The organism is Qipengyuania sp. YIM B01966 (assembly GCF_016461955.1).
GTDB lineage: Bacteria > Pseudomonadota > Alphaproteobacteria > Sphingomonadales > Sphingomonadaceae > QFOP01.
In genome coordinates this window covers 13,625-40,605 of record NZ_JADMNM010000004.1, presented here as the reverse complement: position 1 = coordinate 40,605, position 26,981 = coordinate 13,625, and the positions used below count along the sequence as shown (strand labels likewise).

Here is a 26,981-nt window from a genome sequence, read left to right as displayed (position 1 = left end):
CGGCGGGTTAATCGTTCCTTATGCACCCTGGATTTATGCCACGGGTGAGAGAGTGGGCCTTTTCACCGAGGGTTGCGGTTCAATGGGCAATGTCGATACCCGCCACGAGCAGAGGGACAGCCTGTTCCTGCTGGCGGACTTGCGTGTCGCTGGCGAAGTCGCCACGCACCGGGTCAAGGTGCGCAATCTGTCCACCGGCGGAATGATGGCCGAAGTGGACGGGCTGGCGGTCGAACGCGGCACGCGGCTGGCGGTTGATTTGCGCAATGTCGGCCTGGTCGAAGGTTCTGTGGCCTGGGTTCAGGGCAACCGGTTCGGGATTGCGTTCGATCACGAAATCGACCCCGTGGCTCCCCGTCGGCAGTCCACCCCGGCCCAAAGCGATGCCCACGCCCCGCGCTATGTCCGCCCGGCCTCGATCCTGCCGCCCGACGCCGAGGTGGACCCCCGCAATCTTCGCAAGATCTGACCGGGCGAGAGGCTGACCGCGCCGCGCTGTTCTGCTAGACAGGCAGTGATGCGACATGCTGCGAGAAAACTGCGCCCGGCGCGCCTCCTTGTACTGGCGGCGCTCGCATTGATCGCCGGGTCGTGCGGTCGCAACAAGGATGGACCGGTGCGCGCAGCCTTTATCGGCGAGCCGGGCAGCCAGTTCGAACGCGGCGCGCGGCTCTCACCTCCGGCCCAGCACCTGCGCGCGGCAACCGTCGCGGGGCTGGTGGCACTCGACCAGCATGGCGAAGTGGTGCCGGCCCTTGCCGAACGGTGGATCGTCACCGATGACGGGCTGAGCTATATCTTCCGCCTGCGCACATCCGGCTGGCCGGGCGGCAAGCCCGCCGATGGCCGCGCGGTCCAGCGCGCCTTGCAATCCGCCATCAACGGGCTCGGCGGTACGTCGCTGGCGCTCGATCTCGGCGCCATTCGCGACATCCGCGCAATGACCGGGCGAGTGGTCGAAATCCGCCTCCACGCGCCGATGCCCGGCTTCCTGCAACTGCTCGCCCAGCCCGAACTCGCCGTGCCGATCGACGGCCGCGTGGTCGGGGCTATGCGCGCCGAGCGCAAGGGCAATGCCGCGCTGCTCAGCCTGGTCCCACCCGATCTGGGCAGCGAGGAGCTGGAGGCGGAATGGCGCGCGCGCATCCGCCCGGTCGAATTGCGGGTGATGCCGGCCAAGGGCGCGGTCGCCGCGTTTCGGGACAATAGCGTGGATGCGGTATTCGGTGGGCGGCTGGCAGATCTGCCGCTGGCTGATACCGGGCCGCTATCGCGCGGAACCATCCGGCTCGACCCGGCGCAGGGGTTGTTCGGCCTGCGCGTGCTGCGCAAGCAAGGGGTGCTGGCCGAAGCGTCCCGGCGCGAGGCGCTGGCAATGGCGATCGACCGCGACACGCTGCTCGAACCGTTCAACATCGGCGGGTGGCAGCCGCAGACGCAGATTGTTCCTGTCGGCTTGGGTCGCGACGCCGGTGCGCGTACTGGCGGGGAGGCGGTTGCACCGGGCCGCTGGAGCGGGTCGACCATCGAGGCGCGCCGCGCCGAGGCCGCACGGCGGCTGCGCGGGGTTGCCGGCAGCACAGGCGCGGTGCTGACCATCAATCTGCCCGCCGGGCCGGGGATGGATACGCTGCTCGCCCGGCTCAACGAGAATCTTGTCCCGGTTGGGGTGACGCTGCGCCGCGCGCGCACGGGCGAGGCAGCCGATCTCGCCCTGGTGGACACGCTGGCGCGCCATGCCGGGCCGAGCTGGTATCTGAACCAGTTTGCCTGCGTCCTGCGGCGCGGCCCCTGTTCGCCCGAGGCCGATGCGCTGGTCCGGGCGGCGCTCGGGCCGGCGGCCGAAGGCAATCGGGCGACGCTGCTGCGCGAGGCCGAGGTGCGCCTGACGTCCGAGGAAATCTACATTCCGCTGGGCCCGCCGATCCGCTGGTCGCTGGTGCGCGGCGATTTGACCGGCTTTGCCGAGAATGGCTGGGGCATCCACCCCTTGCCGCCGCTGGCCGAGCGCCCCATCTAGAGCGCGCGCCGGACGGCTTTCGCGCCGCGCATGGAGACGCCGATGGCCCAGCCCGATCCGACGGCTGTAACCCCCACCCGGATGGAGCCGCCCCCGCCGTTGCGCGCGGCGGTAATGGGGTTCGATCTGCCCTTGGGGCGCGATATCGCCTCGTGCCGCCGCCGGATCGAACAGATGGAGCGTCTGCTCGAGGGCAGTCTGGTGGTGCCGGGGGTGGGGCGCAAGGTGGGCCTCGATGCGATCGCCGGGCTGGTCCCGGTCGTCGGCGACCTGATCACCGCCGCGATGGGTGCCTATATCGTCTGGGAAGCGCGCAATCTGGGCATGAGCCGCTGGCATCTGGTGCGGATGGGCGGCAATGTCGCCTTCGACAGCGCGATCGGCGCGATCCCGCTGCTGGGCGATGCGTTCGACTTCTTCTACCGTTCCAACAGCCGGAATCTGAAGATCATCCGCCGCTATCTCGACAAGCATCATCCGGAAACCCGGCTGATCGAGCAATAGGTTCACCGCGCGCCGCTTTTGCGCCATGAATGGGCGCATGGCGAACGATGTGACTTACAGCTCCTATCTCGATCTCGACCGGCTGCTCGCTGCGCAGCACCCGGTGTCGGGCGCGCATGACGAATTGCTGTTCATCATCATTCACCAGGCGAGCGAATTGTGGCTCAAGCTGTGTCTGCACGAGTTGATGGCCGCGCGCGAGGCGATCATCGCCGACAATCTGCGCCCGGCGTTCAAGATGCTCGCCCGCGTTGCCCGCGCGCAGGGGCAGCTGATTTCGAGCTGGGACGTGCTCTCGACCATGACCCCGCACGATTACTCGCAGGTGCGTCCGCATCTGGGCAGTTCGAGCGGGTTCCAGTCGGCGCAATACCGGCTGATGGAATTCATCATGGGCGGGCGCAATCCCGACATGGTGACGCTGCACGAGGCGACGCCCGACATTGCCGCCATGCTGCGCGCCGAATTAGACCGGCCGAGCCTTTATGAAGAGGTCGTCCGCCTGCTCGAACGGCGCGGCTTCGCCATTCCGGCGGATGTCGCCCATGCCGGCAGCCGCGCGCCGTGGCAGGCCAGCGCCGAGGTGGAGGCCGCCTGGGCCGCGATCTACCTCGATCCGGCGGCGCATTGGGATCTCTACGAGTTGGCCGAAAAGCTGGTCGATCTCGAATATCATTTCCAGCGCTGGCGCTTCGGCCATCTGAAGACGGTCGAACGGATCATCGGTTTCAAGACCGGCACTGGCGGCACGGCGGTCGTGCCCTATCTCGCCAAGGTGCTCGAACAGAGCTTCTTTCCCGAACTGCTCTCGGTGCGGACCGCGCTGTGAGCGGCACAAGGCGCATTTGGGACATTTCGCAGGTGCTGCGCCCAGGCCTGCCGGTCTGGCCGGGGGATACGCCATTTGCGCTCGAACGGGTGTGGGACATGGCGAGGGGTACGCCGGTCAATGTCGCGCGGGCAACGATGTCCACTCACGCGGGCACGCATGGCGATGCACCGCTGCATTATGCGCCCGGCGCGGCGGACAGCGCGGCGTGCACGCTGGAGCCGTATCTGGGCGAATGTCTGGTGGTCGATGCTCGCCATGCCGCTGGCAGGGTCGAGCCGGGCGATCTGCCGCCGCTGGGCGGCGCGCGGCGCGTGCTGTTGCGGACATTCGACCGCTTCCCGCATGATCGCTGGGTCAGCGACTTCACCGCTATCGCGCCGGCCACCATCGCCCATCTGGCAGCGGCAGGCGTAGTGCTGATCGGCACCGATGCGCCCTCGCTCGACCCGGAAAACTCGCAGGAGATGGCCGCGCATCAGGCGGTGCTGGCGGCCGATATGCGGATCCTGGAGGGGTTGGTGCTCGATGATGTGCCGCCCGGCCCCTACGAACTGATTGCCCTGCCGCTGCCGATTGCGGGCGCCGATGCCTCGCCAGTACGCGCGGTATTGCGGGAACTGCCATGAGCCTGATCGACCAAGCCCGCGCGCGTGATGCCGCCGATCCGCTGGCCCGCTGGCACGAGGCGTTCCGCCTGCCCGAAGGGGTCATCTATCTCGATGGCAATTCCCTGGGCCCGCTGCCCGCCGCCACCCCCCAGCGGCTGGCCGAGGTGGTCGAACGCCAATGGGGCGAACGGCTGATTCGCAGCTGGAACGAGGCGGGCTGGATCGACTGGCCGGTTTCCGTGGGCGAGAAAATCGCCCCGCTGATCGGCGCTGCATCGGGGCAGGTGATCGCCTGCGATTCCACCTCGGTGAACCTCTACAAGCTGATCGCCGCGGCGCTGGCCATGCGGCCCGGGCGCACGGTGGTACTGTCCGAGCCGGGCAATTTCCCGACCGACCTTTACATGATTGCCGGGCTGGAAGCACAGGGGCTGGCGACGCGGCGGCTGGCGGCGCCGGGCGATCTGGCTGCTGCACTGGACGACGACGTGGCGCTGCTCCTCTTGACCCATGCCCACTACAAGAGCGGGCGGCTGCACGATATGGCGGCGCTGACCCGCGCGGCGCACCGTGCGGGCGCGCTGGTGCTGTGGGATCTGTCGCACAGTGCAGGGGCGGTGGAGGTCGCGCTGGATGCGTGCGCGGCGGATTTCGCGGTTGGATGCGGGTACAAATATCTCAATGGCGGGCCGGGCGCGCCGGCCTTTGCCTATGTCGCGGCTAGGCATCAGGATGCGCTGGCGCAGCCGCTGACCGGGTGGATGGGGCACGCCGCGCCATTCGCCTTTGCCGATGATTACGCGCCCGCGCCGGGGATGAATCGCCTGCTGGCGGGCACACCGCCGATCCTCGGCCTCGCCGCGCTTGAGGTTGGGGTGGAGCTGATCGGGCGCATTGGGATGGCGCCGCTGGCGGAGAAATCACGCGCGCTGTCCGAATTTTTCCGCGCGGCGATCGGCGCGCTGGCCCCGCAGCTGGAACTCGTCAGCCCAGCCGACCCGCATCAACGCGGCAGTCAGCTCTCTTTCCGGCACCCGCACGCCTATGCGCTCAGCCAGGCGCTGATTGCGCAAGGGGTGATCGGCGATTTCCGCGACCCCGACATCCTGCGCCTCGGCTTCGCCCCTGCCTATCTGCGGTTCGCCGATGTGGCGCGGGCGGCAGAGCTGTTGGCCGAATTGCTTGCCAGCGGCGCGTGGGATCGGCCCGAGTTTCACGCGCGCAATGCGGTGACGTGAGTAGTTCTAGCCTACACGACCCTTCGACAGGCTCAGGGTGAGCGGGGGGTTATAAACTCCCTAATCACCGCTCATGCTGAGCTTGTCGAAGCATCGGCTTCCCCGCTCAGCCTGAGCTTGTCGAAGGGTGGGAGGACAAGGCGGGCCGCCGATCCCTTTGCAGGGGCGACGGCCCGCCCGACCGGCCGATCACGGGGAGACCGCGGTCAGAAATCGCTCCAGTCGGCCGCATGGCCGTTCGCCGCGCCATTGCCATTGGCGAGCGCCGCCACGGGCGAGACATAAACCTGCTTGCGCGCCGGCTTGGCGAGCGCGACGGGCGCGGGGGTAACCGCGCGCGGCCGGCTGGCGCTCGCGCTGCCCCCCATGTCGAACTTCGCGGCATTGCCGGACAGCGCATCGACCTCGGTCAGCAGGTTGCGCGCTGCGGCGCTGGTTTCCTCGACCATCGCGGCGTTCTGCTGGGTCGCCTGATCCATCGTCGAGATCGCCCCGCTGATCTGGGTCACGGCCGCCGATTGCGCCTGATTGTCCGCCGCCATGCTCGACAGCAGCGTATGCACCTCGCCAACGCCTTCGTTGATGGATTCAAGTGCGCTGTCGACTTTGGTTACCGCCTCGACCGCGGTGCCGATATCGGCCTGCGTCAGCGTCAGCTGGTCACGCGCGGTCTGCGCCTCTTCCTCGGCTCGCATGGCGAGCGCCGAGACGAGATCGGCGACCACCGCGAAGCCCCGCCCCGCTTCGCCCGCGCGTCCCGCCTCGACCGCGGCGTTCATCGCCAGTACGCGGGTCTGGAAGGCAATCTTGTCGAGCCCTTCGATCACGCTATCGATGCCCTTGGCGCTTTCCGACACGCGGCCCATCGCCTGCACCGCATCGTCCGCCACCGAGCGGCCGGAGCGGACCGATCCGATCGCTTCATCGGCACGCGTCACTGTGCGGCTGGCGGCACTGGCGGTGGCCCGCAGCCGCTCGTCGATCTGGCTCAGCGCAGCCGAGGTTTCCTGCAAGGTCGCTGCGTTGGTTTCGGTCCGGCGGGCGAGATCTTCCGATGCCTGCGCGATTTCGTGGCTGCCGGTGCGGATGCCCTGCGCGCCTTCGTTCACCGACTGGATGATGTCGCGCAGATTGGCCGAATTGGTCTGCACCTCGACCGCCGTATCGCGGAAGGTGAACATCGCGCGGGTCATCCGGCCGACACAATCCTTATAGTCGGTGAACTGGATCGGGCTTTCAAGATCGCCCGCGGCCAGCGCCTCCATCCGCACGACCGTGGTGACATAGGGGTCGCAGATGCCCTTGCGAAACCAGAGGCCGATGGCCGCCCCGGCAAGGATCGCGCCGCCAGCCATGATCATGCCGGCCGTCCCGCCGACCCGCGATGAGGCAGCGGCAAGGGCGATCAAGCCCACGAATGTCCACACCACGATGAGCATTTTCTGCCGGATTGGCGCGTTCTGTACGAACCAGTCCATAATGTGCGCTTTCCCTCGCTCGGGCCGCGCGCGGCGCGCAGGGGCCCATCCTGTCCTGCCGCTTTTGTAGGACGGGGCTCCGGCTGCGGGCGGGAAGAGCGCGGCTTTTGCCTTAGCCAAGGCGCGCGGCGTGCCAGGCGATATGGTCGGCCATGAAGCTGGAGATGAAATAATAGGAATGGTCGTAGCCGGGCTGGATCCGCAATGTCAGGTCGATCCCGGCATCGGTGCAGGCAGCCGCCAGCAGGTCGGGGCGCAGCTGGCCTTCGAGAAACTCGTCCGCGCCGCCCTGATCGACGAGGATTTGGGGCACCCGCGCGCCATCCTCGATCAGCGCCACCGCGTCATAATCGCGCCACGCCGCGCGGTCGGGGCCGAGATAGCGGCCCAACGCTTTTTCGCCCCACGGCACCCGCGACGGCGCGCAGATGGGGGCAAAGGCGCTGACCGACCCGAACCGTGCCGGATCGCGCAAGGCGATGGTCAGCGCGCCGTGGCCGCCCATCGAATGGCCGGTAATCCCCTGCCGCGCCATATCGGCCGGGAAACGGCCTGCAACCAGCGCCGGCAATTCGCGCTCGATGTAGGACCGCATCCGGTAATGCCGGTCCCACGGCGCCTCGCTCGCATCGACATAGAACCCCGCGCCCTTGCCAAAATCCCAGCCTTCCTCGTCCGGCACGTCGTCGCCGCGCGGGCTGGTATCGGGAGCGACGAACATGATCCCGGCCCGTGCGCAGGCGGCGCGGAACTCTCCTTTTTCGGTGACGTTGGCGTGCGTGCAGGTGAGGCCCGAGAGATACCATAGCACCGGCAGCCGGGCGCCCGGCGGATGGTCAGGGACAAAGACGGAGAAGGTCATCTCCGTCTTCGTTTCCGCCGACGCGTGCCGATAGACCCCTTGCGTACCGCCATGGGCCCGCCAGGCCGTCACCTGCTCCATCGCGCTCAGCTGCCCATGCGGTGCATCGCGCACAGCTTGTTGCCGTCGGGATCGCGCAGATAGGCGAGGTAGAAGTTGAACCCTTCGGGATCGCGCACGCCCGGCGGATCCTCGATCGCGGTGCCGCCGTTTTCGGTGCCCGCCTTGTACCAGGCATCGGCCTGTTCGGGCGTCATGGCAAAACCGATGGTCGAGCCATTGCCATGCGTTGCCGGCTGCCCGTCGATCGGCGGGGTGACGAGGAACAGCCCGCCATTATGCATATAGATCAGCCGGCCCTTGGGATCCTTGATCGCCTCGCGCCCGCCGAATGCCTTGAAGGTCGCATCGTAAAAGGTCTTCGACCGGTCGATATCGTTCGACCCCACCATCACGTGACTGAACATTCCTCTCTCCCTTGTTTTAATAAACCACCACGCTGCGGATGCTGGCACCCTGATGCATCAGATCGAATCCGTGATTGATCTCGTCGAGCGTCAGCACATGCGTGATCATCGGGTCGATCTCGATCCTGCCGTCCATATACATGTCGACGATCTTGGGCACGTCGGTCCGCCCCTTGGCGCCGCCGAACGCGGTGCCGCGCCAGTTGCGACCGGTCACCAGCTGGAACGGGCGGGTGCTGATTTCCTTGCCCGCTTCGGCAACGCCGATAATCACCGAGGTACCCCAGCCGCGGTGGCAGCATTCGAGCGCGGTGCGCATCACTTCGGTATTGCCGGTGCAGTCGAAGCTGTAATCGGCCCCGCCATCGGTGATCTCGGCAATGCGGGCGATGGTCTCCTCGCGGCTCAGGCCGGCGGTGTTGAGGAAATGGGTCATCCCGAAGCGGCGGCCCCATTCCTCGCGCGCAGGGTTGAGGTCGAGGCCGAGGATCACCCTGGCGCCCGCCAGCTTCGCGCCCTGAATGACATTGAGGCCAATCCCGCCCAGGCCGAATACTGCGACGGTGTCGCCAGGCTGGACCTTGGCGGTGTTGAGCACCGCGCCGACCCCGGTGGTCACCCCGCAGCCGATATAGCAGCTCGACTGGAACGGCGCGTCGGGGCGGATCTTGGCTACCGCGATTTCGGGCAGCACGGTGAAGTTCGAAAACGTCGAACAGCCCATGTAGTGAAAGATCGGCTGGCCCTTGTAGCTGAACCGCGTGGTCCCGTCGGGCATCAGCCCCTTGCCCTGCGTCGCGCGGATCGCGGTGCACAGGTTCGTCTTGCCCGACAGGCAGCTTTTGCACTGGCCGCATTCCGGGGTGTAGAGCGGGATGACATGGTCGCCCGGCGCAACGCTGGTCACGCCCGCGCCCACCTCGCGCACGATCCCGGCGCCTTCATGGCCGAGCACGCTGGGGAACAGCCCCTCGCTGTCCAATCCGTCCAGCGTATAGGCATCGGTGTGGCAGATGCCGGTGGCCATGATCTCGACCAGCACCTCGCCCGCCTTCGGCCCTTCGAGGTCCAGTTCGACGATCTCGAGCGGCTGCTTGGCGGCGAAGGCGACGGCGGCGCGGGTTTTCATGTTCAAAGCTCTCCTGTCAGCCTTCGTGTACGGTCTTGGCGACCATGCAGGCCAGCACCCCTTCGGCGCCGTCCTCGTGGCCGTGGCCGGACCATTTGACCCCGCCGAACGGCGCATCGACCGCGCTGGCCGAGGCACCGTTGATCACCAGCATCCCGGCCTCGACCTCGTGCGCCAGCCGGCTGCGGCGCGCGGCGTCGTTCGTCCAGGCATAAGCGGCGAGGCCATAGGGCAGGCGGTTGGCCTCGGCGATCATCTCGGCCTCGCCGGCATAGCGATTGATCAGCGCGACAGGGCCGAACGGTTCCTCGTTCATCAGCTCGGTATCGAGCGGCAGGTCGCTCAGCACAGTGGGGGCGAAGAAGAAACCGGCATTGCCGATCCGCTCGCCGCCGGCATCGAGCCGCGCGCCATCAGCCATCGCCGCCTTGATCCGACGTTCGAGATTGTCGCGCCCGCGCTCATTGGCCATCGGGCCCATCTGCGAGCCATCCTCCAGCCCGTTGCCGACCTTGATCGCCTTGGCGCGCTCGGCAAACCCGTCGCGGAAGCGGTCATAAGCGGCGTCCTCGACAATGAACCTTGTCGGGCTGACGCAGACCTGCCCGGCATTGCGGAACTTGGCCGGGACCATCGTGTCGAGCGCCTTGTCGATATCGCTATCGGCAAACACCAGCACCGGGCCGTGGCCGCCCAATTCCATCGTCGTGCGTTTCAGATCATTGGCCGCGAGCTTGACCAGCTGCTTGCCGACCGGGGTCGAGCCGGTGAAGGACAGCTTGCGGATGATCGGCGAGGCCAGCAAATGTTCGCTGACATCCGCCGGCACGCCGAACACCACCTGGCACACTTCCGGCGGCAGCCCGGCGTCGAGCAGGCACTGGACCAGCGCCAGGCCTGCCGCTGGCGTTTCTTCCGACGGCTTGACGATAACCGAGCAGCCCGCGGCAATCGGCCCGCCGACTTTGCGCGCGACATTGAGCACCGGGAAATTCCACGGCGCAAAGGCGGCGATCGGGCCGACCGGCAGATACATCACCTCGGCCCGTTTGCCCGCCGGGCGCACCAGCGTGCGGCCATAGGCGCGCTTGGCCTCGCCGGCGTAGAATTCGAACAAGGCCGCGGAATAGAGGCATTCGCCCTTCGCTTCGCGCAGCGGCTTGCCCTGTTCGAGCGTCAGGATCGCGGCAATCTCGTCCTGCCGTTCGCGTAGCAGGCCGGCCGCCTTGGTCAGCACGCCGGCGCGCTCATCGGCGGTCGCGGTGCGCCAGCGGGAAAAACCCTGTTCGGCAATCCCTAGCGCGCGGTCGAGATCGGCGGCGGTCGCGCGCGGCAGATCGCCCAGCCGCTCGCCCGTCGCCGGGTTGCAAACCGTGTCGGCATCTCGCCCATCGCCCGCCAGCTTCTCGCCGCGAATCAGGAGATGGAGGGTGGGATATTCGGGCATCGCGGGGCACCTGATAGCTGGAAGGGTGGATATCCCAGCGTTGGCGGCAAACGGCGCCGCAATCAAGCTGCGGCTTTGGTTCAGCTTTGCTGCTATAGGGCCGCACGATGATCACGATCCGCTCTGCTGCGCTGGCCGCCTGTGCCGCGCTCCTCGCTCTGCCGGTGTCTGGCGCCGCGCAGGTTGCCGCGCCGACTGCGCCGCCGGTGGCCGAAGCGCCGCCCGCATTATCCATCGCCACCCGGACGGCGCTGCGCTGTTCGGCCGCGTTCGCGCTGATTGCGCGGCAGCAGCAAGATGGCGGGGCGAGTGACTGGCCGCCGGTCGGCACACGCGGCCGCGAATTCTTCGTCCAGGCGGCCGCGCGGGCGATGGACGAGGCGACCCTGTCCCGCGCGCAACTGGCCGAGCTGATGGCCGGCGAGGCTGTCGCGCTGGTGCGGGCGCCCCAAGATCTCGCCGCTTTGCGCGCGCCGTGCACGATGCTGCTCGAAGCCAGTGGCGGCTGACCCGTTCAGCCGCGCGCAAGTGGACATCGCCTATAGCCGCGCGCGCACTGCCGGCTGCCTGCCGCGCGGATGGAGAAATGCCATGCCTCGTCTCACCCTGATCGCTGCCGCCACGCTGCTTGCGCTACCCGGTGCGGCATGGGCGCAGGACGTGCCCGCGCAAGACAGGCCGGGGCGGGTGGCCGAAGTCGATGCGGGCGCGGGTGCCGCCGCCGCCATGGCCGAGCGGATGGAAGACCCGGCCTTTCAGCAGCAACTGGCGACCGCGGCGGCGGTAATGAGCGAAGCCATGCTCGACCTGCCGATCGGCCCGATGGCCCGGGCGGCCGCGCAGGCTGCAGGGAAGGACGCGCGCGACATCGACCCTGACATGACCTTGCGCCGCGCCGCCGGCCGCGATGCCGAGCGTCTGCCCGAAGAGATCGCCCAGCGCACCCCGCAGATGATGGGCGCGATGGCCGGGATGGCGCGCGGCATGGAAGCAATGATGCCCGCCTTGCGCGACATGGCCGAGAAGATGCGCGAGGCGATGGAACGCGCCCGACCGGCTGAATAACCCCGCCTTAAGGGGGCATTTGCGCAGCAATCCGGTGGACGCTGGCCCGCGCTTGCGCCATGGACAGCCTTCCATGTGGCGCCTCTACCAGTTCCCTCTCTGCCCGTTCAGCCGCAAGGTTCGCCTGCTGCTGTCGGAGAAGGGCGTCGCTTACGATCTGGTCCGCGAAAATCCGTGGGAAGCGCGCGAGGAATTCGGCCTGCTCAACCAGGCCCTGAAAACCCCGGTGCTCGAGGATGCGGGCAAGGGCATGGTCCTGTGCGACAGCCGGGCGATCTGCGAATATTTCGAGGAAACGGTCGATCAGGCGCCGATGATCGTCGGTACCGCCGCGACCCGCGCGGAAATCCGCCGGCTGGTCGCCCTGGTCGACGAGAATTTCTATCAGGATGTCGTGCTGCCGCTGCTCCACGAACGGATGAAGAAGCGCATCGTGCTGCGCCAGCCGCCGGATTCCCGCGTGCTGCGCGCGGCGATGAAGCTGGCCGACGAACATCTCGATTATTTCGACTGGCTGATCGACAACCGTCCGTGGTTGGCGGGCTCGCAGATGAGCCTGGCTGATCTTGCCGCCGCGGCGCAGATTTCGGTGGCCGATTATCTTGGCGGGATCGACTGGTCAGGGCACGAACAGTCGCGCGGCTGGTATTCGGTGTTCAAGAGCCGGCCCAGCTTCCGTCCGCTTCTGTCCGAACGGATGGACGGCATTCACCCCCCGCCGCACTACGCCAATATGGACGGCTGACCCGCGAAGGATTTGTCTATGAGCGAGAGGATCGACCTGACCGACGCCGAATGGCGCGAACGGCTGACACCCGAACAATATCGCGTGTTGCGCGAACATGGGACCGAGCGGGCCTTCACCGGCAAATATGATGGCAACAAGGCCGCCGGCCTCTATCGCTGCGCCGGTTGCGGCGCGCCGCTGTTTGCCAGCGCGACCAAATATGACAGCGGATCGGGCTGGCCCAGTTTCACCGCCCCGGCGGCCGAGGGCGCGGTGGATGAGCGGCGCGATATATCGCACGGGATGATCCGCACCGAAGTGACCTGCGCGCGGTGCAGCGGGCATCTGGGCCATGTCTTCCCCGACGGGCCGGGGCCTGATGGCCTGCGCTATTGCATCAACAGCGCCGCGCTCGATTTTGCGCCCGAGAAGCAGGACTGAAGATGGCGCAGCGCGGGTCGCGCCGGGCTGCTTCTGCGCGCAGAGCGCAAGGCGCAGCGCCGCCGGGTAGCGTGGGCGTGTGGCTGCGGCGGATTATCGGCTGGGGCGCGTTTCTGGCGCTGCTCGGCGCGATCTTTCTTGGCATTGCGGTCATGTTCGCGGCGCGATCCCTGCCCAGCTACAGTGCGCTGATGGCGACGCAAACCGCGCAGACCATCGTCGTGCGCGCGCGTGATGGATCGGTGATTGTCGAACTCGGGCCCAATTACGGCGAGTGGCTCGACCATGACCAGATCCCCGAGGTGATGAAGAACGCGATGATCGCGGTCGAGGACCGGCGGTTCTATTCGCACTGGGGGGTCGATCCGCTGGGCCTCGCGCGCGCGGTCTATACTGCGGTGCAGGGCGACCGCCGCATTTCCGCCACCTCGACCATCACCCAGCAGCTCGCCCGCAATGTGTTCCTCAATTCCAACCGCTCGCTCGACCGCAAGCTGCGCGAGGCGGTGCTGGCGATGGCGCTGGAAACCAAGTTCTCCAAGGACCAGATCCTCGAGCTCTATCTCAACAAGGTCTATTTCGGCGGCGGGGCCTACGGGGTGGATTCGGCCAGCCGCAAGTTCTTCAGCCATCCGGCGACCGAGCTGACCACGGCCGAGGCGGCGATCATCGCCGGGCTGGTCAAGGCGCCAAGCCGCTATTCGCCGACCGCCGATGTCGATGACGCGGTGGGCCGCGCCAATGTCGTGCTCCGGCTGATGCGCGAACAGGGGATGATTTCGGCCAGCCAGGCGGCGGTCGATCCGGGTACGGTGCGGCTGAAGGAAGATCGCAGCCAGAACTCGGCGCGCTATTTCACCGACTGGGTGCTGCCGCAGCTCGAAATCCTGCTGCCCGAAACTTTCGAGCCGATCGATGTGCTGACCACGCTCGACCCCGGTATGCAGCAGGCCGGAACCGCCGCGATCCGCGCCAACGTGCCCAAGGGCGCGCAAGGGGCGCTGGTCAGCCTTGACCGCGACGGGGCGATCCTCGCGATGGTCGGCGGGACCAATTACGTCGAGACGAGCTATAACCGCGCCACTAACGCGCTGCGCCAACCGGGTTCGGCCTGGAAGCTGTTCGTCTATCTCGCCGCGCTCGAAGCCGGCTATCGCCCGGAAGACCGAGTGGTCGACAAGCCGGTGACGATCAACGGCTGGAGCCCGCGCAATTCGACCGGCGGCTATGCCGGCGAAATCGATATCCGCACCGCCTTTGCCTATTCGACCAACACGGTCGCTGCGCAGCTCGGTAACGAGGTCGGCTTCGGGACCGTTGCCTCGATGGCGCGCCGTTTCGGGATTACCACGCCCGTTTCCGCCTTCCCGGCGATGGTGCTGGGCACCTCCGAAGTGCGGGTGATCGACATGACCCGCGCCTTCGCCTCGATCTCGGCCGGGGGCATCTCGGTCGAACCTTATGGCATCGTCAAGGTCACCGCCGCGAGCGGCGAAGTGCTCTATCAGCACCAGCCCAAGGAAGCGGTGCGGCTGGTGCCCGATTATGTCGCCGCCGGGATCACTGACCTGTTGCAGACCACGGTCAACAACGGCACCGGCCGGGCGGCGCAGATCGGCCGCCCGGTGGCGGGCAAGACGGGCACGACCAATTCGAACAAGGATGGCTGGTTCCTCGGCTTTTCGAGCGGGATCACCACCGGCGTGTGGATGGGCCGCGATGATGCGCGGCCAGTGGCTGGCCTGCAGGGCGGGCGGGCGCCGGCGCAGGCGTTTTCCGCCTTCATGCGCTATGCGGTGAAAGATCGCCCGGTCGAACAATTCGTGACGGAGGTGAAGCTGCCCGAATGGCGGCTCGAGCCCGATGACGAATACCAGTACGGCAATCCTGACGATTATTATTACATGGACGATCAGGGCAATCTGGTCGAACCGACCGGGCCGGATCTGCCAGGTAGTGGGCGCGATCCGTTCCCGGTGGAGGGTGAGCGGCCGGCAGCTGATCGGCCGCGCGCGGTGGACGAGGCCGAGCAGGCGGCGAGCGACGATTTCCTCGAGCGGGCGACTGGCCGCGCACAGCCGCGCGGCCCCGTACCGGCAGAAAGGGCGCCGCCGCAGGGCCAACAAGGCCCGCTGATCCCCTCGCAGGGCAGCACCAAGCTGCCGCCCGGGCGCCCGCCGGTGGTGATCGAACCCGCCCCGCGGCAGTAAAAACCCCTCCACGCCGATGCCGGCGGGAGGGGCTTTTCAGGCAGGCTATGCGAGGTCAGCCGCTGCCGAGCCGCACCGGGACATAGGCCGCCGGCATCCCGCGCCGCTGCACGCGCAGCAGCACGGCCGCGCGGCCTGAGCGGCGGGCTTCCTCGATCACCGCCTGAAGCTGCGCGGCGTCGGTCACGTCGCGGTAATTGGCGCTGAGGATGATGTCGCCGCGCTGAAGCCCCTTGCGCGCTGCATCGGAGTTCTGGTCCACCGCGCCGATCACCACCCCGCGCGTTTCGGGGCCGACGCCAAGCTGCCCGGCAATCTGCGGAGTCAGCGCCAGCACTTTCAGGCCCAGCCCGCTTTCGATCACCGTGTTGGTGTCGCCTTCGGCCGGCGGCGGCGTATCGTCGCCCTCGTTACCGTTGAACATCTGCTGCTGGCGCAATTCATCGTCGCTCGGCCGACGGGCGACCTCGGCAGTGACGGTCATCCGTCGCCCGTCACGGACCAGTTCGACCGGAATGCGGGTGCCGGGCCGCACATTGGCGACCAGGAACGACAACGACTGTTCGGGCGTCACCGGCTGGTTGTTGACCCTCAGCACCACGTCGCCCGCACGAATGCCGGCGCGCTCGGCCGGCTGGCCGGGCTCGACCGCCTGGACGAATTCGCCCTGGTTGCGCGGCAGGCCGAGCGATGCGGCGAGATCCTCGTTCAGCGGCGCGATGCGGATGCCGAGATAGCCGCGCTCGATGGCCTGGCCGCGACGGAGCCGCTCGACGATCGGAGCGGCGGTTTCGGCCGGAATGGCAAAGCCGATGCCCACGCTGCCGCCGGACGGCGAGAAGATCGCATTGTTGATACCGATGACATTGCCCTGCATGTCGAACATCGGGCCGCCCGAATTGCCGCGGTTGATCGCCGCATCGGTCTGGAGATAGCGGTCATAGGCGCCGCCCATGCCGGTATTGCGATAAACCGCCGAGATGATCCCGCTGGTCACCGTTCCGCCGAGGCCGAAGGGATTGCCAATAGCGATCACCCAGTCGCCCACCCGGGTCCGGCTGGAATCGCCGAAATTGACGAACGGGAATGGCTCGCGCCGCGAGATTTTCAGCACCGCAAGGTCGGACGCGGCATCCGCGCCGACCAGTTCGGCCGGATATTCGGTACCGTCGGGCATGGTCACGGTGATGCTTTCGATCCGCGCGCGCCCTCCGGCAGTGACAACATGATTGTTGGTTACCACCACCCCGTCGGCCGAGATGATGAAGCCCGAGCCGAGCGATTGCGCTTCCTGCGTCTGCGGGCGCTGGGGTTGGGAGTTACGCTGGTTGAACAGCCCTTCGAACGGCGTGCCGGCAAAGGGGTTCTGATTCTGCTGCACCTCGATCCGCTGGCGGGTCGAGATATTGACCACCGCCGGCTGCAATTGCGCGGTCAGATCGGCGAAGCTCGCCGGCGCGCCGGCGCGCGGCACCACCCGGGCAATCTCGCTGCCGTCATTCTGGGCCACCTGAGCGCCGGCGGGATGGCCGGTCACCAGCGAAAGCGCCGCACCGCCCACCAGCAGCGCGGTTGTCAGTCCATAAGCATAGCGCACGCGTCTCACGTCCTTTTCCTGTCCTTCCCGCCCGCCAATCTTGCCGGGCCCGTGCCGGATTCAGGCGAGCACCCCTGAACCGGCATTGAATGGCGGCCCGCTGGTCCGACCAACGGGCCACGGCGCCCGATCAGCGTTGGCCGCGGAACTGGCGCATATATTCGTTGTCGGGCGAGAGGACGAACGAGCTGTCCCCCTGACCCTGTTCGAACGTCCGCCGGTAGCTCTCCATCGCGCGGTAAAAATCGTAGAATTGCGGGTCCTTGCCGAACGCGGTGGCATAGGTGCGGGCGGCCTCGGCCTCGGCCTCGGCGCGGATGATCTGCGCGTTCTTGCGGCCTTGTGCGCGGATCGTCGCCGCCTCTTCCTCGCGGTCGGTTTCCATCCGGGTGAAGGCCGCTTCGAGCGGGCGGCCGTCGGGCAGATCGGCGCGCTTAATCCTGACGTCGATGATCTGCGCGCCATATTGCCGCGCCTGCCGGTCGAGCGTGGCGCGGATGTTCTGCATCGCGGTGCCCCGCTCGGCAGTCAGCATGGCGGCGAACGGGCGACGGCCGAGTTCCTGCCGCAGGACGGATGTAAAGATCGGGTTTAATTGGTTGACCAGATTGTCGGTCGTGCCCGATGTGCGGACCATGCGCACCGGATCGATAATCCGATAGCGCGCATAGGCATCGACCTGGAGCCGCTGCTGATCGCTCGACAGCACCTGCTGGCGGTCCATGTCGAGGTCCATCACCCGCTTGTCGATCCGCTGAACGCGCTCGAAAAACGGGATCCGCAACACCATCCCCGCGCCGGTCTGGCCATAGGGCGTGTCGGGACGGAAGCGGTTGATCACGCGCACCGGATCGCCTGTGCGCACGACCACCGCCTGCTGGGTTTCGGGGACCACCACGACCGCGCTCATCAGCGCGATGGCCAGCGCACCCAGCGCCAGCAGCGATGCTTTGTGGTTCTGCCACAGGTTGGTCATCTTACTGCTCCTGTGCCGGGGCGGCGGGCGCGGCGCCGGCACCTTCCGCCGGGCGGGCCCGGCGCTGGATTTCGCGCAACGGCAGATATGGTGTCACCCCGTCGGCCTCGACCACCACCTTGTCGGTCTTGGCGAGGACGCTTTCCATGGTTTCGTAATACAGCCGTCGCCGGGTCACTTCGGGGGCGAGGCGATATTCCTCGTAGATCTTGTCGAACGCCGCGGCATCACCCTGCGCCTGCGCCAGCACCTGCTGGGCATAGGCGCGCGCGCGGTTGATTTCGGCATCGGCATCCTGCTGCGCGGCAGACACGTCCTTGAAGGCTTCGACCACCCGTTCGGGCGGGTCGGTGCGTTCGATTTCGACGCCTTGTACGGCAATGCCCGACCGATAGGCGTCGAGCACCGCCTGCATCCGGCTGCGGACGTTCTGTTCGATTTCCGCGCGGCCCGCCCCCGAGACTGTCGCGTCGAGCGACTGTTCTGCCACCGAGGCGCGCATGGCTGCCTCGGCCACCTCGCGCACGGTTTCTTCGGGCTCGGCCAGCTGGAACTTGTACTGCTTCAAGTCCTTGATATTCCAGCGCACGACATAGCTCAGATCGACGAGGTTCTGGTCGCTGGTCAGGATCAGCTTCTGTTCGCCGCCTTCGGGAATCTTTTCCGACCGGATCGAGGTCACGTCGGTCACATCGACCTGCTGGACCGGCCAAGGGAGGGTGAAATTGAGCCCGGAATCGAGCGTCCGGCTGTATTTGCCGAAAGTGGTGACGATCCCTTCCTCGCGCGGGGCGACCTGATGCGTGCTCGAGACCAGCAGCCACAGCCCGGCAATGCCGGCGATGGCGAGCGGGAACCAGCTCTTGCCGCCGGGCCGTTCGGGCAGGCGGAAATTGCTTCCGCCGCCACCACCGCCGCCCGGCGCGGGGCCGCGCACACGCTGGCGGAAGATATCCTCGATACTGGCCGAACGGCGCGGCGTCTCGTCACTGCTGCCGGTGCCGCCTGGCAGCCACGGATTGCGCGGTCCGCCCCGATTGTCGGCGGCAGGCGGCGGGCCCGGTTCACCAGCGCCGGGTTCCGGCGACGGCGTGTCGCCCTTGCCGCCCCACGGGCTCTTGCCGGCCATCCCCAGCGCGATCCGCCGTTTCCATCCGTCCATCATCTCCATGCGTCGCCATGTAGAGACAGTGCGCCGGGAAAAACAGGGGTGGCGGCGGCAATTTTGCTGCTAGAGGCAGCGGCGATGGACGAGGCAGCTCTCAAGGCGCTCCTCCCCGGCGCAATCGCCGCGCGCGCCAGCAGCGCGCGGCTGGCCGATGGGCGGGCAATCGTGGTGATCGACGCAACCGGGCTCGACCCGGCCGCGCGCGAGGCGATGGAACAGGCCGCCCGCGCCGCGCTCGAAGCGCACCCGGCAATTGCCGAAGCGCGCATCGCGATGCTCGCCGCCAAGACCGCGCGGCGGATCATCGCGGTTGGTTCGGGCAAGGGCGGGGTCGGCAAATCGACGCTGACGGTCAATCTGGCGGTGGCGCTGGCCCGCGCGGGGCACAAGGTCGGCGTGGTCGATGCCGATATTCACGGCCCATCGGTGCCGACACTGCTCGCCTCGGCAGGCGAGCGACCGATTGCCCGTGACGACAAATTGATGCCGGTGATCGGCGCGGCGGGCATCCCGGCGCTGTCGATGGGCCATTTGGCCGAAGCCGGGCAGGCGATCGCCTGGCGTGGGCCGATGGCTGCCGGCGCGCTGGGCCAGCTGATCGACGCGCATTGGGGCGATGTCGAATTGCTGCTGGTCGATCTGCCGCCGGGCACGGGCGACATCCAGCTGACCATGCTGCAGAAATACAAGCCGGCGGGCGCGGTGATCGTGTCGAGCCCGCAAGACCTTGCGCTGATCGACGCGCGCCGCGCCGCCGCTCTGTTCGAACTGGGCAAGGTGCCGCTGCTTGGTCTGGTCGAGAACATGGCCGGCTATGCCTGCCCGCATTGCGGCGAGATCAGCGATCCGTTCGGCGCCGGCGGGGTCGAGGCGGCGGCGGCCGAGATGGGGGTGCCCTTCCTCGGACGGGTGCCGCTGGCTATGGCCATCCGCACCGGCGGCGACGCCGGCACGCCCTCGGCGGCGACGGACAGCGCCGAAGGGCAGGCGTTCGCCGCCATCGCCGCGCGGGTGGCGGCGCGACTGACCGAGATCGGCTGACGATGCATCTGTCGCGCCGGGGGCTGTTGGCGGGCGCGGCGGCCGGCGGCGGGCTGCTGATCGCCTTTGCACTGCTGCCGCGCGGATATGACGCGCCGCTGGCCCCGCGCGCGGGCGAAAGCGCGTTCGGCGCGTGGCTGCGGATCGGGCGCGACGGGATCGTGACCATCGCGCTGCCGCAGCTCGAAATGGGGCAGGGCGTATCGACGCTGCTGCCGCAGATCGTGGCGATGGAACTGGGCGCGGACTGGCGCCAGATCGCGGTCGAGCCGGTCCCGCCGAGCGGCGCCTATCCCAATGTCGCGCTGGCCGAATACTGGTCAGCGCTGTGGGCAACGCCCGGCAGCGGCAGCTTCGGGGCGGCACGCTGGGCGGCCAATGGCAATTTCACCGCGACCGCCGCCGGCACCACGCTCGCCGCCTATGAACAGCCCTGCCGCGAGGCGGGCGCGGCGGCGCGGGCGATGCTGGCGATGGCCGCGGCCGAGCGCTGGGACGTCGACTGGGAAGCGTGCGAGGTCATTGGCGGCACGGTCCGCCATCAGGGCAAGGCGCTGCGCTTCGGCGCGCTGGCCGACGATGCCGCGCGCCTGCCCCCGCCCGACCCGCCGCCGCTGCGCGCGCAGGCGCCGAGTGATGCCGAGATTCCGATCGAGGATGGCGCGCTGTCGGTCTTCCCCCGGCTCGACCTGCCGAGCAAGTCGGACGGATCCTATCTGTTCGCCGGCGATGTCCGCCTGCCCGACATGGTGTTCGGCGCGGTGCGCTGTGGTCCGCTGGGCGAAAGCGCGCTGACCGGATTAGACCGCACCGCCGCCGAAAAGGTGCCGGGCTTCATCGCGCTGGCCGAAGGCGACAACTGGCTCGCCGCTGCCGCCGCCGATAGCTGGAGCGCAGAGCGCGTGCTGGCCGCCGCCGCCCCGCGCTTCATCGTCACCGGCGCTCCCGCCACCAGCGGGATCGACGCGACGCTCGATTATGCGATCCGGCATGGCGCGGGCTCCCGCATTGCGGAGCGCGGCGCGGGCGATGCGGCGCTGGACAAGGTCGATTTCGGCGCGCGCTACGATTTTGCCCCCGCGCTGCACGCGCCGCTCGAAAATGCCAGCGCAGCCGCCCGGCTGGCCGATGGACGGCTGGAAGTGTGGGTGGCGAGCCAGGCCCCCGAACAGGCCCGGCTGGCCGCCGCCGCGGCCGCCGGCATCTCCCCCGCTCGCACGGTGCTTTATCCGATGCCGGCCGGCGGTAGCTTCGACCGGCGGCTGGAGCATGATCAGCTGGGGATCGCGGTCAGGCTGGCGATAGCGGCCGGGCGCCCCGTCAGCCTGACGCTCACCCGCTGGCAGGAGACACTGCTGACCCGCCCGCGCGCCCCGGCGGCGGCGACCGTCGGCGTGCGGCTGGCCACCGGCGGCGCGATCGCCGCATGGCGCACCCGCATCGCCACGCAGGCGAGCACGCAGGAGCTGGGCGCGCGGCTGTTTGCCGACAGCAGCGCGGCCGAGGCGTTGGCCGACGTGGCCGATACCGCCGATGCGCTGGCGGTGGAGGGCGGCCTGCCGGAATACGGCATCCCCGATGCGGTGCTCGATCATGTGCCGGTCGCCGGCATGGTCCCGGCTGGCCGGATGCGCGGCGGGGCGCATGGCATCACCGCCTTCGTCACCGAAACCGCTGTGGACGAACTCGCCGCCCGGCTGGGGCAGGAACCCCTGTCCTATCGCATCCGCCTGCTGGCGCACGATCTGAGGATGGTCGCCTGCCTGCAGGCCGCCGCGCGGCTGGGCGCTTGGGATGGCGGCGGCAATCGCAGCGGGCAGGGTCTCGCCTGCCACTGGATGCGGCTGGGCGAAACCAGCGGGCGCATTGCCTGTGTCGCCACTGCCCGGCAGGGGCCACGCGGTATCGAGGTGATGCATCTCGCCGCTGCGCTGGATATCGGCCGGGTCATCAATCGCGATATCGCCGTGCAGCAGGTCGAAGGCGGGCTGATCTACGGCCTGTCGCTCGCGCTCGGCAGCGCGACCCATTATGCCGGCGGCCTGCCCACGCATGGCAAATTGCGCGAACTGGCGCTGCCGGTGCTGGCCGGCTCGCCCGACATCCGCGTCGATTTCATCGCCAGCGATGCCCCGCCCTTCGATCCGGGCGAGCTGCCGGTGGCGGTGGCTGCGCCGGCCCTCGGCAATGCGCTCTATTCTGCGACCGGCATCCGCCTGCGCCGCCTGCCCTTCATGATGAGCCCTGCATGACCCACCAGCCGCAAAGTCTGCCCACCCCCCATCCGCCCGTCGCCACGGCGCGCATCGGTGTGCTGCTGGTCAATCTCGGCACGCCCGACGCGCCGACACCCGCAGCCGTGCGGCGCTATCTGGCCGAATTCCTGTCCGATCCGCGCGTGGTCGAGCTTCCGCGACTGGTCTGGCAGCCGATCCTGCGCGGGGTGATCCTCAACACGCGGCCCAAGAAATCCGCCCATGCCTACGCGCAGGTGTGGACCGAAGAGGGTTCGCCGCTGGCCGCGATCACGCGCCGGCAGGCGGCCGCGTTGCAACAACGTCTGGGCGAGGGCGCGCTGGTCGATTGGGCGATGCGCTATGGCCAGCCGGCGATTGCCGAGCGGCTCGGCGCGATGCAGGCCGCCGGCTGCGACCGCATCCTGCTCGCCCCGCTCTATCCGCAATATTCGGGCGCGACCACCGCGACCGTGGCCGACAAGACCGCCGATGCGCTGCGGGCGATGCGCTGGCAGCACGCGCTGCGCAGCCTGCCGCCCTATTATGACGACCCGGCGCATATCGCGGCCTTGGCCGAGGATATCGGCCGCCAGCTCGATGCGCTGCCCTTTACGCCGGAGGTGCTGCTGCTGTCGTTTCATGGGATGCCGCAGCGCACGCTCGAACTGGGCGACCCCTATCACTGCCAGTGCCGCAAGACCGCGCGGCTGTTGGAAGCGGCGCTCGCGCGGCCGGGGCTGCGCTGCGAAACCAGTTTTCAGTCGCGCTTCGGGCGGGCCAAATGGCTCGAACCGGCGACCGATGCGACAATCGCTGCCGAGGCGGCCCGGGGGACCAAGCGGCTGGCGATTGCCGCCCCGGGATTCAGTGCCGACTGCCTCGAAACGCTGGAGGAGCTGGGGATCCAGGGGCGCGACCAGTTTCTGGCCGCCGGTGGCGAGCACTTTGCCGCGCTCACCTGCCTCAATGATAGCGCGGCGGGCATGGCGATGCTCGAAACCATCATCCGCCGCGAACTGTCCGGCTGGCTCTAGAAATCGATCGCCAGGCCCTTTTTCACCCAATCGCCATAGCGGGTCGGGTTGGGGCCGGCGGGATCGGACAGTTCGGGATCGATCGGCGCGGGCGCAGGCGGGGGCGTATCGGTCCAGTAGGCCGGCTTGACGAAGCTGCCGGGCCGGTCGGGTGCAGGCCTGTTCATTGCGCCATGCTAGTCATTGCCGGCCGCGCTGGCTAGGGGCGGCGCGATGGATGTTCCCGGTCTCCCCGCCCGCCGCGCCGCGCTCAAGCTGGTCGATGCCGTGCTGCGCCGGGGCGAGACGCTCGATCAGGCCGGGCGCGGCGCGACGCAGGGGCTGGCGAGCGGGGCCGACAAGGCGCTGGCCCGCGCGCTGGCGGGCGAGGTGCTGCGCTGGCTGACCGATTTCGACGCGCTGATCGACAGCGCCACGCGCCAGACTCTGCCCGATGATGCCAAGCCGCGCGCGGTGCTGCGGTTGATGCTGGCCGGCTGGCTGCGGCTCGGCACCCCGCCGCATGCGGTGGTGGCGACCGGGCTGCCGCTGCTGTCGGGCGGGCCGCGCCGGCTGGCGCATGGGGTGTTCGCAGCATTGTTGCGGGATGGGGCTTCGCTGCCGGCGGTGCCCACGCTGCCGTCAGAGGTGGCCGCGCGCTGGGGCGAACGGGCACACCCAATCGCCGCCGGCCTCGCCGTGCCGCCGCCGCTTGATCTCACCTTGCGCGAGCCGGCGGAGACGGCGGGTTTGGCCGAGGAACTTGGCGGCATCAGCCTCGCCCCCGGCCATGTCCGTCTGGCCCGCGGAGACCGGGTGGAGGAACTGCCCGGCTTTGCCGAGGGGCGCTGGTGGGTGCAGGATCTCGCCGCCAGCCTGCCCGCACGATTACTCGGCGCAGCGGGAGAAGGCCGCCGCGTGCTCGATCTGTGCGCCGCGCCGGGCGGCAAGACGATGCAGCTCGCCGCCGCCGGCTGGCAAGTCACCGCGCTCGACCAGGCGGCCCGCCGGGTGGAGCGGATGGCCGAAAATCTCGCCCGCACCGGCCTTGTCGCCGAACTGGTGGTGGCCGATGCGCTGGAATGGGCGCCTGCCGAACCGTTCGACGCCATCCTGCTCGACGCGCCGTGCACCGCGACCGGCACCGCGCGCCGACACCCGGATGTGCTCCACCGCATCCACGCCCCGCAAATCGCCGCGATGGCCGAGTTGCAGGCCGCGCTGCTGGCCCGCGCCGGCGGCTGGCTGAAACCGGGCGGCACGCTGGTCTATGCCACCTGCTCGCTGGAAGCGGCCGAGGGCGAAGAGCAAGTCGCCGGCTTGCAACTCTCCCCAGATCCCATCCGCCCCGAGGAGCTACCCGCGGGCCTCGCGCCCACCGCTCAGGGCTGGCTACGGACCGATCCCGGGATGTTGACCGATGATGGCGCGCTCGACGGCTTTTTCATCGCCCGCTGGCGCGGCTAAGTGCCTTTGAGGGTCGCTCAGCCTGCCTTGACCCGCTCGGCGAAGCTCTTGCGCAGCTTGGCCAGTTTGGGCGGGATGACCGCCAGGCAATAGGGATTGCGCTGCCCTTCGCCCTCCCAATATTCCTGATGATAGTCCTCGGCCGGATACCAGTCGGCCGGCCCCTCAATGGTGGTCACGGCGCGCTGGCCGGGGTGGTCTGCGTCCCACCGGGCGATTGCCGCCGTGGCCTCGGCACGCTGGCCGTCGTCCAGCGGGAAGATCGCGCTGCGATATTGCGTGCCGACATCATTGCCCTGCCGGTTGAGCTGGCTTGGGTCATGCGTGCCCATGAACATGTCGAGCAAATCGCCATAGCTGAGCACGGCGGGGTCGTAGGTCACCCGCACCGCCTCGGCATGGCCGGTGGTGCCGCTGCACACCTGCTTGTAGCTCGGGTCCGCGACTGTGCCACCGATATAGCCGCTCTCGACCGCGCTGACGCCGATAACATCGCGGAACACCGCTTCGGTGCACCAGAAGCATCCGCCTGCCACAATTGCCTGTTCGCTTGCCATCTCGCTGATCTCTCCTTGTTCGCTCAGCGAGATAGGCATCGCCGGCCCGCTTGTCATCGGCGCTGCCATGCCTAAGGTACGCGGGCGAACCCTTTTGCCGTCGAGGAGCTTATCATGCTGGCCGTCCGCTCGATCCTGCTTGCCGCCACCTGCGCGCTCGCCGCGCTGCCGGCCGCTGCCACCGCGCAGACCGCCCCCGCACAGGGCAGCGCCGGCCATTCCGACACCATGCACGCCCGCCACATGGCCGCCCGCGCCGCGCTCGATGCGGCGCTGGCCGATCCGCGCCGCGAGGCTGACCGCGCCCGTGATGCCGCGCGCCATCCTGTCGAAACGCTGGCATTCTTTCAGGTTTGGCCGGGGATGAAGGTGGTCGATTACATGCCCGCCGGCGGCTGGTACACCCGCGTGCTGGTGCCGTATCTGGGCGCCCAGGGGCAATATATCGGGATCAATCCTGCGCCGGCGATGGCCGATAATGAGGGGTTCCGCACCTATGCCGGGCGCCTCAACCAGAGCTTTGCCGATGCCGCCCCCGGCTGGTCGCTCAACGGAGCGCCGTTCAGCGTCGCCTCGTCCGATGCGGCAGAGCTTGCCGCGCTCGACGGGACTATCGACCGGGTGCTGATCTTCCGCGAAATGCACAATCTGTTTCGCAACGGGGTGATGCATCACGAACTGACGCGCCTGCGCCGTCTGCTCAAGGATGACGGGATGCTCGGCATCGTCCAGCACCGCGCCCGGCCCTGGGCGAGCGCCGCGTATACCGACGGCAGCAAGGGCTATATGCGCGAACGCGACGTGATCGCGCTGGTCGAAGCGCACGGGTTCGAACTGGTCGGTACCAGCGAAATCAACGCCAACCCGCGCGACACCGCCGATTACCCGCGCGGCGTGTGGGAACTGGCGCCGGCCTGGGGCACCAAGCGCGAAGAGCTGCGCGCAGTGGGCGAAAGCGACCGCATGACGCTGCTGTTCCGCAAGCGGTCATGACCCAGATCATCGTCGCTGCATTGCAATTGCCGCTCGGCGCGGCGGACGAGCAGGCCAATATCGCCGCTGTCTCCGCTTTGGTGGAGGAAGCGGCGGGCGAGGGGGCGGCGATCATCCTGCCGCCTGAGCTGTTTGCCGGCCCGTATTTCTGCCGCGAGGAGGACGAAGCGCTGTTCGCGCTCGCCCGCCCGACCGCTGAGCACCCCTCGGTGCTGGCGATGCAGGCGCTGGCCGCGCGGCTCAAGGTCACCATCCCGACCAGCTTTTTCGAGCGTGACGGGCATCATTATTACAACACGCTGGCGATGATCGGCCCCGATGGTGCCATCATGGGCACCTATCGCAAGAGCCACATCCCGGACGGGCCCGGCTATGAGGAAAAATACTATTTCCGGCCCGGCAATGACGGGTTCAAGGTGTGGGACGTGCCCCATGCGGGCGGGACCACCCGGATCGGCGTCGGCATTTGCTGGGACCAGTGGTATCCCGAATGCGCGCGGGTGATGGCGCTGATGGGGGCCGAAGTGCTGTTTTATCCGACCGCGATCGGCTCCGAGCCCTATGATGCGGAGCTGGACACCAGCCGGATGTGGCGCCGCGCGATGGAAGGCCATGCCGTGTCGAACTGTATGCCGGTGATCGCCGCCAACCGGATAGGCAACGAAGGCGGCCAGCGTTTCTACGGCCACAGCTTCATCACCGACGAATGGGGCGATCGGGTGGCCGAATTCGGGGCGGGGGAAACGGGCGTGCTGGTCACCACGCTCGACCTCGCGCGGGCGGCGCGGCACCGGGCCGGGATGGGCTTCTTCCGCGACCGGCGGCCGCAGCTCTATGGCCGGATCTGCGAGGATATCTGACCGCGCTGCAGACCTATCTGATCGCGCTGGGCTCGAACGTCCGC

Annotated in this window: 27 protein-coding genes; 17 read left to right on the top strand and 10 right to left on the bottom strand. The window is 68.3% G+C overall.

All coding sequences use genetic code 11. The features are described 5' to 3' along the window. The first annotated feature begins 52 nt into the window (after window positions 1-52). The 6 genes from ILT46_RS06340 to kynU all read left to right on the top strand — a co-directional run bounded on the left by ILT46_RS06340 (window position 53) and on the right by kynU (window position 5,202). Complete coding sequence (locus ILT46_RS06340) at window positions 53-469, top strand: PilZ domain-containing protein (RefSeq protein ID WP_370592362.1); 417 nt, start codon at window positions 53-55, stop codon at window positions 467-469. 147 nt (window positions 470-616) lie between these two features. Beyond that, on the top strand, window positions 617-2,020 hold the full coding sequence (locus ILT46_RS06335) for an ABC transporter substrate-binding protein (RefSeq protein ID WP_370592361.1): 1,404 nt from the start codon (window positions 617-619) through the stop codon (window positions 2,018-2,020). Between the two features lie 81 nt (window positions 2,021-2,101). After that, window positions 2,102-2,524 carry a DUF4112 domain-containing protein gene (locus tag ILT46_RS06330; protein ID WP_370592373.1) on the top strand — a complete coding sequence of 141 codons (423 nt, stop codon included), beginning with the start codon at window positions 2,102-2,104 and terminating at the stop codon, window positions 2,522-2,524. 37 nt (window positions 2,525-2,561) lie between these two features. After that, window positions 2,562-3,353, top strand: a complete 792-nt coding sequence (locus tag ILT46_RS06325) for a tryptophan 2,3-dioxygenase (RefSeq protein ID WP_199503793.1) — start codon at window positions 2,562-2,564, stop codon at window positions 3,351-3,353. After that, a complete protein-coding gene (gene kynB / locus ILT46_RS06320; protein WP_199503792.1) occupies window positions 3,350-3,982 on the top strand; it encodes an arylformamidase in 633 nt (210 codons plus the stop codon). The genes ILT46_RS06325 and kynB overlap by 4 nt, the downstream gene beginning before the upstream one ends. A gap of 2 nt (window positions 3,983-3,984) precedes the next feature. Further along, window positions 3,985-5,202, top strand: a complete 1,218-nt coding sequence (gene kynU, locus ILT46_RS06315; RefSeq protein WP_199503949.1) for a kynureninase — start codon at window positions 3,985-3,987, stop codon at window positions 5,200-5,202. 206 nt (window positions 5,203-5,408) lie between these two features. Here kynU and ILT46_RS06310 read toward each other — a convergent pair whose 3' ends face one another. The 5 genes from ILT46_RS06310 to ILT46_RS06290 all read right to left on the bottom strand — a co-directional run bounded on the left by ILT46_RS06310 (window position 5,409) and on the right by ILT46_RS06290 (window position 10,585). Next, the gene (locus ILT46_RS06310) at window positions 5,409-6,680 is read right to left on the bottom strand and encodes a methyl-accepting chemotaxis protein (RefSeq protein WP_199503791.1); all 1,272 of its coding nucleotides are present in this window, start codon (window positions 6,678-6,680) and stop codon (window positions 5,409-5,411) included. Between the two features lie 112 nt (window positions 6,681-6,792). Next, window positions 6,793-7,623, bottom strand: coding sequence for an S-formylglutathione hydrolase (gene fghA / locus ILT46_RS06305; RefSeq protein WP_199503948.1), 831 nt, complete (start codon window positions 7,621-7,623; stop codon window positions 6,793-6,795). A gap of 5 nt (window positions 7,624-7,628) precedes the next feature. Then, window positions 7,629-8,009 (bottom strand): VOC family protein, encoded by a 381-nt coding sequence (locus ILT46_RS06300; RefSeq protein WP_199503790.1) that lies wholly within the window; start codon window positions 8,007-8,009, stop codon window positions 7,629-7,631. Window positions 8,010-8,025: 16 nt separating this feature from the next. After that, window positions 8,026-9,138 (bottom strand): S-(hydroxymethyl)glutathione dehydrogenase/class III alcohol dehydrogenase, encoded by a 1,113-nt coding sequence (locus ILT46_RS06295; protein ID WP_199503789.1) that lies wholly within the window; start codon window positions 9,136-9,138, stop codon window positions 8,026-8,028. Window positions 9,139-9,154: 16 nt separating this feature from the next. Continuing rightward, entirely contained in the window at window positions 9,155-10,585 is a 1,431-nt protein-coding gene (locus ILT46_RS06290; RefSeq protein WP_199503788.1) for an NAD-dependent succinate-semialdehyde dehydrogenase, read from the bottom strand. Between the two features lie 107 nt (window positions 10,586-10,692). Between ILT46_RS06290 and ILT46_RS06285 the strand changes: the two genes are divergently transcribed. The 5 genes from ILT46_RS06285 to ILT46_RS06265 all read left to right on the top strand — a co-directional run bounded on the left by ILT46_RS06285 (window position 10,693) and on the right by ILT46_RS06265 (window position 15,028). Continuing rightward, on the top strand, window positions 10,693-11,094 hold the full coding sequence (locus ILT46_RS06285) for a hypothetical protein (protein ID WP_199503787.1): 402 nt from the start codon (window positions 10,693-10,695) through the stop codon (window positions 11,092-11,094). Between the two features lie 82 nt (window positions 11,095-11,176). Further along, window positions 11,177-11,650, top strand: coding sequence for a hypothetical protein (locus ILT46_RS06280; RefSeq protein WP_199503786.1), 474 nt, complete (start codon window positions 11,177-11,179; stop codon window positions 11,648-11,650). 73 nt (window positions 11,651-11,723) lie between these two features. After that, entirely contained in the window at window positions 11,724-12,395 is a 672-nt protein-coding gene (locus tag ILT46_RS06275) for a glutathione S-transferase family protein (RefSeq protein ID WP_199503785.1), read from the top strand. Between the two features lie 18 nt (window positions 12,396-12,413). After that, complete coding sequence (gene msrB / locus ILT46_RS06270; protein WP_199503784.1) at window positions 12,414-12,818, top strand: peptide-methionine (R)-S-oxide reductase MsrB; 405 nt, start codon at window positions 12,414-12,416, stop codon at window positions 12,816-12,818. Window positions 12,819-12,820: 2 nt separating this feature from the next. Beyond that, the gene (locus ILT46_RS06265) at window positions 12,821-15,028 is read left to right on the top strand and encodes a transglycosylase domain-containing protein (RefSeq protein WP_199503783.1); all 2,208 of its coding nucleotides are present in this window, start codon (window positions 12,821-12,823) and stop codon (window positions 15,026-15,028) included. A gap of 55 nt (window positions 15,029-15,083) precedes the next feature. Here ILT46_RS06265 and ILT46_RS06260 read toward each other — a convergent pair whose 3' ends face one another. From ILT46_RS06260 to hflK, 3 genes are all read right to left on the bottom strand, one after another. Next, window positions 15,084-16,625: a Do family serine endopeptidase gene (locus ILT46_RS06260; protein WP_199503782.1), complete on the bottom strand. Its 1,542-nt coding sequence runs from the start codon at window positions 16,623-16,625 to the stop codon at window positions 15,084-15,086. Window positions 16,626-16,755: 130 nt separating this feature from the next. Beyond that, the gene (gene hflC, locus ILT46_RS06255) at window positions 16,756-17,601 is read right to left on the bottom strand and encodes a protease modulator HflC (protein ID WP_199503781.1); all 846 of its coding nucleotides are present in this window, start codon (window positions 17,599-17,601) and stop codon (window positions 16,756-16,758) included. 1 nt (window position 17,602) lies between these two features. Continuing rightward, window positions 17,603-18,772 (bottom strand): protease modulator HflK, encoded by a 1,170-nt coding sequence (hflK, locus tag ILT46_RS06250; RefSeq protein WP_233397061.1) that lies wholly within the window; start codon window positions 18,770-18,772, stop codon window positions 17,603-17,605. A gap of 75 nt (window positions 18,773-18,847) precedes the next feature. On the opposite strand from hflK, the gene ILT46_RS06245 reads away from it, so the two are divergent. From ILT46_RS06245 to hemH, 3 genes are read left to right on the top strand one after another with little or no spacing between them, the layout of a single operon-like run. Further along, window positions 18,848-19,810, top strand: a complete 963-nt coding sequence (locus tag ILT46_RS06245) for a P-loop NTPase (RefSeq protein WP_199503780.1) — start codon at window positions 18,848-18,850, stop codon at window positions 19,808-19,810. 2 nt (window positions 19,811-19,812) lie between these two features. After that, a complete protein-coding gene (locus tag ILT46_RS06240; protein ID WP_199503779.1) occupies window positions 19,813-22,062 on the top strand; it encodes a molybdopterin cofactor-binding domain-containing protein in 2,250 nt (749 codons plus the stop codon). Beyond that, a complete protein-coding gene (gene hemH / locus ILT46_RS06235; protein WP_199503778.1) occupies window positions 22,059-23,081 on the top strand; it encodes a ferrochelatase in 1,023 nt (340 codons plus the stop codon). Before ILT46_RS06240 ends, hemH begins: the two co-directional genes overlap by 4 nt. Here hemH and ILT46_RS06230 read toward each other — a convergent pair. Further along, complete coding sequence (locus ILT46_RS06230) at window positions 23,078-23,248, bottom strand: DUF1674 domain-containing protein (RefSeq protein ID WP_199503777.1); 171 nt, start codon at window positions 23,246-23,248, stop codon at window positions 23,078-23,080. The genes hemH and ILT46_RS06230 overlap by 4 nt on opposite strands. A gap of 46 nt (window positions 23,249-23,294) precedes the next feature. Here ILT46_RS06230 and ILT46_RS06225 point away from each other — a divergent pair, with 46 nt between their 5' ends. Next, on the top strand, window positions 23,295-24,527 hold the full coding sequence (locus ILT46_RS06225; protein WP_199503776.1) for an RsmB/NOP family class I SAM-dependent RNA methyltransferase: 1,233 nt from the start codon (window positions 23,295-23,297) through the stop codon (window positions 24,525-24,527). Window positions 24,528-24,544: 17 nt separating this feature from the next. Here the strand turns inward: ILT46_RS06225 and msrA are convergent, their stop codons facing one another. Next, complete coding sequence (gene msrA / locus ILT46_RS06220) at window positions 24,545-25,123, bottom strand: peptide-methionine (S)-S-oxide reductase MsrA (RefSeq protein WP_233397060.1); 579 nt, start codon at window positions 25,121-25,123, stop codon at window positions 24,545-24,547. Window positions 25,124-25,198: 75 nt separating this feature from the next. Between msrA and ILT46_RS06215 the strand changes: the two genes are divergently transcribed. Both ILT46_RS06215 and aguB read left to right on the top strand, forming a co-directional pair. Then, window positions 25,199-26,077 (top strand): class I SAM-dependent methyltransferase, encoded by an 879-nt coding sequence (locus ILT46_RS06215; protein WP_199503775.1) that lies wholly within the window; start codon window positions 25,199-25,201, stop codon window positions 26,075-26,077. Then, window positions 26,074-26,937 (top strand): N-carbamoylputrescine amidase, encoded by an 864-nt coding sequence (gene aguB / locus ILT46_RS06210; RefSeq protein ID WP_199503774.1) that lies wholly within the window; start codon window positions 26,074-26,076, stop codon window positions 26,935-26,937. Before ILT46_RS06215 ends, aguB begins: the two co-directional genes overlap by 4 nt. Window positions 26,938-26,981 lie beyond the last annotated feature (44 nt).